9 protein-coding genes are annotated in these 7,575 nt (G+C 40.2%); 6 read left to right on the forward strand and 3 right to left on the reverse strand.

What is annotated here, in order from left to right; all coding sequences use genetic code 11:
* Positions 1–186 precede the first annotated feature (186 nt).
* The 3 genes from rpsD (at position 187) to HT714_RS08310 (ending at position 1,596) form a co-directional block, all read left to right on the forward strand.
* Entirely contained in the window at positions 187–798 is a 612-nt protein-coding gene (gene rpsD / locus HT714_RS08300; RefSeq protein WP_000092756.1) for a 30S ribosomal protein S4, read from the forward strand.
* Between the two features lie 173 nt (positions 799–971).
* Complete coding sequence (locus tag HT714_RS08305; RefSeq protein WP_173224725.1) at positions 972–1,259, forward strand: type II toxin-antitoxin system RelB/DinJ family antitoxin; 288 nt, start codon at positions 972–974, stop codon at positions 1,257–1,259.
* Entirely contained in the window at positions 1,249–1,596 is a 348-nt protein-coding gene (locus HT714_RS08310) for a type II toxin-antitoxin system RelE/ParE family toxin (protein ID WP_173224728.1), read from the forward strand. Before HT714_RS08305 ends, HT714_RS08310 begins: the two co-directional genes overlap by 11 nt.
* An 802-nt stretch (positions 1,597–2,398) precedes the next feature.
* Here the strand turns inward: HT714_RS08310 and rpmG are convergent.
* Together rpmG and rpmF are read right to left on the reverse strand one after the other, a co-directional pair.
* Entirely contained in the window at positions 2,399–2,548 is a 150-nt protein-coding gene (gene rpmG, locus HT714_RS08315; protein ID WP_001265622.1) for a 50S ribosomal protein L33, read from the reverse strand.
* Between the two features lie 15 nt (positions 2,549–2,563).
* A complete protein-coding gene (gene rpmF / locus HT714_RS08320) occupies positions 2,564–2,746 on the reverse strand; it encodes a 50S ribosomal protein L32 (RefSeq protein ID WP_000290417.1) in 183 nt (60 codons plus the stop codon).
* 230 nt (positions 2,747–2,976) lie between these two features.
* Between rpmF and ilvD the strand changes: the two genes are divergently transcribed.
* A complete protein-coding gene (gene ilvD, locus HT714_RS08325; protein ID WP_138336847.1) occupies positions 2,977–4,680 on the forward strand; it encodes a dihydroxy-acid dehydratase in 1,704 nt (567 codons plus the stop codon).
* Between the two features lie 60 nt (positions 4,681–4,740).
* On the opposite strand, the gene HT714_RS08330 is transcribed toward ilvD, so the two are convergent.
* The gene (locus HT714_RS08330) at positions 4,741–5,082 is read right to left on the reverse strand and encodes a metal-sulfur cluster assembly factor (protein WP_173224731.1); all 342 of its coding nucleotides are present in this window, start codon (positions 5,080–5,082) and stop codon (positions 4,741–4,743) included.
* A 123-nt stretch (positions 5,083–5,205) separates the two neighbouring features.
* Here HT714_RS08330 and rgg point away from each other — a divergent pair, with 123 nt between their 5' ends.
* Both rgg and HT714_RS08340 read left to right on the forward strand, forming a co-directional pair.
* A complete protein-coding gene (gene rgg / locus HT714_RS08335; protein ID WP_173224734.1) occupies positions 5,206–6,057 on the forward strand; it encodes a quorum-sensing system transcriptional regulator Rgg in 852 nt (283 codons plus the stop codon).
* Positions 6,058–6,257: 200 nt separating this feature from the next.
* Positions 6,258–7,505: a transporter gene (locus tag HT714_RS08340; RefSeq protein WP_173224737.1), complete on the forward strand. Its 1,248-nt coding sequence runs from the start codon at positions 6,258–6,260 to the stop codon at positions 7,503–7,505.
* Positions 7,506–7,575 lie beyond the last annotated feature (70 nt).

Genomic DNA, 7,575 nt, shown 5'->3' on the forward strand with positions numbered 1-7,575 from the left:
TACAAATCTAGCTATTCATGGTAGAATGGATTTTGTGTGAAATATCAGCAGGAAAGCATGAAGCTCGTCAACAGGTGTCTTATGATAAGTAACCTTGGCTGTTTAGGCGAAGGGCATCTGCACGAATCAGGGCTTTCTAAGTGACTATTTCCACCGAAATATTATTTATATCAGGAGGACATTCACATGTCACGTTATACAGGACCATCTTGGAAACAAGCTCGTCGCCTTGGCCTTTCACTTACAGGTACAGGTAAAGAATTGGCACGTCGTAACTACGTACCAGGACAACACGGACCAAACAACCGTTCTAAATTGTCAGAATACGGTTTGCAATTGGCTGAAAAACAAAAACTTCGTTTCACTTACGGTGTAGGTGAAAAACAATTCCGTAACTTGTTCGTACAAGCTACAAAAATCAAAGGCGGAATCCTAGGTTTCAACTTCATGCTTCTTTTGGAACGCCGTTTGGATAACGTTGTTTACCGTCTTGGTCTTGCGACTACTCGTCGTCAAGCTCGTCAATTCGTAAACCATGGTCACATCCTTGTTGACGGAAAACGTGTTGATATCCCATCATACCGCGTAACTCCAGGTCAAGTGATCTCAGTTCGTGAGAAATCATTGAAAGTTCCAGCTATCCTTGAAGCAGTAGAAGCTACTCTTGGACGCCCAGCATTCGTATCATTCGACGCTGAAAAATTGGAAGGTTCATTGACTCGCTTGCCAGAACGCGACGAAATCAACCCAGAAATCAACGAAGCACTTGTCGTTGAATTCTACAACAAAATGTTGTAATATTTTATTGAATCAGATAGGCTTTGGAGCCTTGATATTAAGCACTTTGGGGCGCTTTCCCTTAGTGCTTTTTTACATTTTAGAATAGCTTTTAAGCATCCAGCTATAAGTAGCTATACGTAACTAGACCTGTATAGTTTAAAGTGATATAATAGTCTAAAGGAGGTACTACCATGAATGTTTTAGAAAAAAACACACAGGTAAACTTTAAGACTAACAGAGACTTATTAGAGAAGGCTAAAGCTATTATCACATCGCAAAATCTTGATATGACAGCCAGTTTTAACTTGTTTTTAGAACACATTGTAGAAAATAAAGCCTTGCCATTTGAAACTCAAGTAGATAAAGAAAGAGAAGAACTTCTATCAGGGTTGCGTGCTGAAATTGCCCGTAGCTTTGACGATTTAGAACATGGAAGAACTTACAACCTTGATGAAGTGAGGGCTAACCTTGGAATTTAACGAGAACGCATATAGCCTCATTATATCCGAAACGGTGCAAGAACAGCTAAGAGGTATTAAAGACTATATCTCAGCTAACTATTTTTCAGAGCAGGCAGGAGCAAACACAGTTAAGAATATTCTTTATGGTTTGGAGCGTCTTGAAGTCTTCCCAGAAGCAGGATTTGATGATGACGAAAGAGTAGGATGTATTATATACCCACCTCACAAAACCAGATGCATCATTTTAGGCGATTACCTAGCCTTCTATCATATTTTAGAGGACAGAAAATCTGTCTTTGTATCAGATATTATTCATAGCAAACAGGACTACATCCGCTTGTTCAAGAAAAAATAGCGCCTACATGTGAAGGCGTTTTTGTTTGGAAATGATATAACATAGTGAAACGAAATAAAAATAGGACAAATCAATCAGGACAATCAAATCAATTTCTATACTCTTCGAAAATCTCTTCAAACCACGTCAGCTTCACCTAGCCGTACTCAAGTACAGCCTACGGCTAGCTTCCTAGTTTGCTCTTTGATTTTCATTGAGTATTAGAAGTCCAAATGTACTATTCTAGTTTCAATCTACTATATTTTGGCCCCCTCACTTTAAGGAAGGGAGGTGTTGCCGATGTTAGAAACTTTACTCACAGTGTTTCTAGCTCTGTTACTTATTAACGTGTTATCTGAGCTTTTCAAGTTATGGCTTAAGAAACGTAAGAAGTAATGGTTAACCCTTTAAGAGGGTAGCAAAAAAGCCCCATCGGTGGCACGGTGGGGCTTTTTAGTTACATATGCTGTAACTTTACTCATATTGTAAGTTCATTCTAACATATAACACCCAATATTTCAAGTTTTTATTTTGATATTCCTCAGAAGTCGTTCCGCAATCTTATAACGCTGAATCCTGTTGTTTGAGTCAGCTTCACTGAAATTAGTACACGCGCTGCCAATTTCCATTTTGCACATCATGTATAATATAGGTAAACAATGATGACATTGGTTAAGTAGAGTCCTAAAATTACCTGATTCAAATCAGTTTTACAAAAAAGATTGTAGGATAAGTAAAGTTTGAATTGAAATATAAGGTAGTTGACAAAAAGAAAAAACGCTTGAATCAGCGTTTTTCTTCTGTATTGATTCGTATTGAATGCTTACTTCACTTCTGTAAACACAACGTGTTTGCGAAGTTTTGGTGAGTATTTCTTCAATTGAAGACGGTCTGGAGTGTTACGTTTGTTTTTAGAAGTAAGGTACAAGCGTTCACCAGATTCTTTGTGTTCAAGTGTAATATTTACGCGCATGGTATCTCCCTTCTATTATTCAGCTGATGCAGCTTTAGCGATTTTACGTCCTTTGTAGTATCCTTTAAGTGATACACGGTGAGAACGTGAGTAATCTCCAGTAGTTTCGTCAAAGTTTACAGATGGAGCTGTTACTTTGTAGTGTGTACGACGTTTGTTTTTCTTCGCTTTTGAAGTGCGACGTGCAGGTACTGCCATTTTGATTTCTCCTTTAGGTATTTATATTCGATTCAATCTACTGATTTTCATCAACTATACTAGGATAACACATTTTTTTTGTAAAGTAAAGTTACTTGACAAAAAAAGATGAAAAAATAAGAAGAACATCAACCGAATTAATCGAAATTTTCTGAAAATTCAAGAATTTTCTTCTGTTCATTGCCTTTAAAATGTGCTATAATAGTAAAAACTGAAATGGGAGGGAACAAATGACTGAATTAGATAAACGTCACCGCAGTAGCATTTATGACAGTATGGTAAAATCACCAAACCGTGCCATGCTTCGTGCGACTGGTATGACAGATAAGGACTTTGAAACACCGATTGTTGGGGTCATTTCGACTTGGGCGGAAAATACGCCATGTAACATTCACTTGCATGATTTTGGGAAATTAGCCAAAGAAGGTGTCAAATCGGCAGGTGCTTGGCCTGTGCAGTTTGGGACTATCACTGTAGCGGACGGGATTGCCATGGGAACGCCTGGTATGCGTTTCTCTTTGACATCTCGTGATATTATTGCGGATTCCATTGAGGCGGCTATGGGTGGTCATAACGTCGATGCCTTTGTTGCTATCGGTGGCTGTGACAAGAACATGCCTGGTTCTATGATTGCCATTGCCAATATGGATATTCCGGCTATTTTTGCCTATGGTGGAACCATTGCACCGGGAAATCTTGATGGCAAGGACATTGACTTGGTTTCTGTCTTTGAAGGTATCGGAAAATGGAATCACGGTGATATGACAGCTGAGGACGTGAAACGTCTTGAATGTAATGCCTGCCCTGGCCCTGGTGGCTGTGGTGGTATGTATACTGCTAATACCATGGCGACTGCTATCGAAGTTCTAGGTATGAGTTTGCCAGGCTCTTCATCTCACCCAGCTGAATCAGCTGATAAGAAAGAAGACATTGAAGCAGCAGGACGTGCTGTAGTTAAAATGTTGGAGCTCGGTCTCAAACCATCAGACATCTTGACTCGTGAAGCCTTTGAAGATGCCATCACTGTAACCATGGCTCTCGGTGGTTCTACAAACGCCACTCTTCACTTGCTTGCCATTGCTCATGCTGCCAATGTTGACTTGTCACTTGAGGACTTCAATACGATCCAAGAACGTGTGCCTCACTTGGCCGACTTGAAACCATCTGGTCAGTATGTCTTCCAAGACCTCTACGAAGTTGGTGGTGTGCCTGCGGTTATGAGATATCTCTTGGCGAATGGTTTCCTTCATGGTGACCGCATCACATGTACTGGTAAGACAGTTGCTGAAAACTTGGCTGACTTTGCAGACCTTACACCAGGTCAAAAAGTTATCATGCCACTTGAAAATCCAAAACGTGCGGATGGTCCGCTTATCATCTTGCACGGGAATCTTGCCCCTGACGGTGCGGTTGCTAAAGTGTCAGGTGTTAAAGTGCGTCGTCACGTTGGTCCCGCTAAGGTCTTTGACTCAGAAGAAGATGCAATTCAGGCCGTTCTGACTGATGAAATCGTTGATGGCGATGTAGTCGTTGTTCGTTTTGTTGGACCTAAAGGTGGTCCTGGTATGCCTGAGATGCTATCACTTTCATCAATGATTGTCGGTAAAGGTCAGGGAGATAAGGTGGCCCTCTTGACGGATGGCCGTTTCTCTGGTGGTACTTATGGTCTGGTTGTTGGACATATCGCTCCTGAAGCTCAGGATGGTGGACCAATTGCCTACCTTCGTACAGGCGATATCGTTACGGTTGACCAAGATACCAAAGAAATTTCCATGGCAGTATCCGAAGAAGAACTTGAAAAACGCAAGGCAGAAACAACCTTGCCACCACTTTATAGCCGTGGTGTCCTCGGTAAATACGCCCACATCGTATCATCTGCTTCACGCGGAGCCGTGACAGACTTCTGGAATATGGACAAGTCAGGTAAAAAGTAAATTTAAAAAGCAAGCCAACTTCGGCTTGCTTTTTTTCATCTTCAAGAGTAATTTGCCTACTTAACGAGGTGGTAGTCCAAGGGCAATACGGCCGTAGCGACTGATTCGTGTGATTTTCCAAGCAGGCGACCAGGTAACTTCAACCTTGACATCTTCGATACCCTCGATTTGTTTGAGACCTGCAACGATTTCGATAGGCAGGCTTTCGGCGCAATCGCAGGCAGTATCGGTGAAGGTCATGACAATCTTGCAGAGGCCTGTTTCGTCCAGATTGATTTCATAAATCAGCCCTAGATTGTAAACATCCAATTCCACATCTGTATCAAAAACCTTCTCTAGTTTTTCGATAATTTGGTTTTTTAAGGCCAAAGCACGGTCATTGATTTTGATATCGTCTCTCATTACAGTCCCTCCACGTGATAAATATCCTCTATTTTCTCATAATTCTGACAATTTGGCAAGTTTTTGATGAATTTTCTGAAAAATATGATAAAATGAAGAAAATACGGAATCAAGGGGAAGCCTATGGAGCAGATTGGAAAAGTCTTTAGACAATTACGAGAGTCAAGAAATATCTCGCTGAGACAAGCAACTGGAGGACAATTTTCGCCGTCTATGTTGTCCCGCTTTGAAACAGGTCAGAGTGAGCTTTCGGTGGAAAAGTTTCTATTTGCCCTAGAAAATATATCGGCCAGTGTGGAGGAAATCCTCTTTCTGGCGAGAGGTTTTCAGTATGATACAGATTCTGAGTTGAGAAAAGAAATCATAGATGTCTTGGATCCAAAGAATATAGCTCCGCTTGAGGACTTGTATCGCAGGGAGTATCAAGAGCATGCCCATTCTCAAAACAAACAGAAACATATTCTAAATGCCATTCTTATAAAGTCTTATATGAAGAGCATGGACGAAAGGGTAGAGTTAACGGCAGAGGAGGGGAAAGTCCTTCATGACTATCTGTTTTCTACCGAGATCTGGGGAATCTATGAACTCAATTTATTTTCAGTCAGTTCAGCCTTTCTATCTGTTTCTCTTTTTACTAGATATGTACGAGAAATGGTACGTAAATCTGATTTTCTAATGGAAATGTCTGGCAATCGAAACCTTTTTCACACTATACTATTGAATGGCTTTTTAGCCAGCATTGAGTGTGAAGAATTTACTAATGCCTCTTATTTTAAACGTGTTATCGAAGAGCATTTTTACAATGAAAATGAAACCTATTTCCGAATTGTCTATTTGTGGGCAGAGGGTCTCCTTGATAGCAAGCAAGGCAGAGTCAAGGAAGGTCAGAAAAAGATGGAAGATGCTGTCCGTATTTTTGAGATGCTTGGCTGTAATAAATCTGCTGAATACTATAGAAAAACGACCGATTGTTGAATATCTGCAAACTAAGAAAATAATTTGAAATTTTAAGCGATAGAACTGATGGGCTCTCTCGTGTCACTGGAGCAATTCTATCGTTTCTTTTTGCTCATTTTATTTGTTGCATATATTCAAAAGTTTTTCCTCTAGAATTTCTAAGTGCTATACTATAGTCATACTTCATATAGGGATTAGAACAAGAAGGGAGATTACCTATGAAATTATTGTTTAGAAATCAAGCTTATCGACTCTTGACTTTGTCACGCTTCTTCAATGCTTTTGGTGCTTCGATTTTTAATCTGGTCTTTATCGTCTATGCATCGACCTTGCAACAAGCATCTTTTGCTGTTGCTACGGCGAATATTATCATGATTCTTCCGACTCTCTTTACAGTTTTTGTAGGGATTCGGGCAGATTATACGAGGGACAAGGTCAAATGGATGGTCTATAGCGGTTTGTTTCAGGCGGTTTTATTTTTTCTAGCAGCCCTAGTTGTACAGCAAGCTAGTCTCTTTGCCTTTTCTAGCCTGTGTTTAATCAATGTCATTAGTGATGTCATCAGTGATTTTGCAGGTGGCCTGCGCATGCCTCTCATTAAAGAAAAAGTAGCTGAAGATGATCTGATGGAGGCTTATTCTTTTTCCCAGTTCATCACCTATATTTCAGCTATTGGGGGTCAAGCTTTTGGAGTCTGGCTCTTAGGTCTATCGGTCAACAATTTTTCCCTCGTTGCGGGAATCAATGCCTGTTTTTTCCTCGTATCAGCTTCTGTTCTCTTTTTAGGAAGAAGCAAATTGAGTCTGTCAATGTCATCTGCTGATGGTGAATCACTAAAAAATGAGAAGCTTCCTATCAAAGACCAGTTTCTAACGATTTATCGAAATTTACGTCTCGTTTTTCTTAAAGGTGGACAGAAAAACTTTGGTTTTATGCTCTTTGCTGTCTTGCTTATCAATGCCTTGGGTGGCGCTTTGGGTGGAATTTATAATATCTTCTTTTTGAGCCATTCTCTTTTGGACTTTTCTTACACAGAGGCATTATTTATCAATCAAGTCTGTGTTTTGTTAGCAATCATCATCAGTAGCCTTACGGGCAATGATTATTTTGGGAAGCAGTCCCTGCCTAGATTGATGATGTGGGCTACCGTAGGGCTCACTCTAATTGGTCTGGCTAATTTATTCAATCAAATCGTACTTGGTTCACTATTTCTCTTTTTAACTCTGTATGTGTCTGGTAAAGTTTCGCCAAAGATTAGTGCCATGCTCATGAAAAATCTAGCCCCAGAGGTTCTAGCTCGTACCAGTAATTTTTTAGGTTTATTGTTTACCTTGTCCATACCTGTGGGAACAGCCTGTTTTTCACTTATAGCTGTATGGAATATACAGTTGACTTGGATGCTATTTGTTGTCCTTTCCTTGCTAGCTATTCTTTTGACGATTCTTAATCTCAAAAATGATATCTAATACTCTTCGAAAATCTCTTCAAACCACGTCAACGTCGCCTTACCGTATAGATGTTACTGACTTCGTCAGT

The organism is Streptococcus sp. 3705, assembly GCF_013277145.1.
Lineage (GTDB): Bacteria > Bacillota > Bacilli > Lactobacillales > Streptococcaceae > Streptococcus.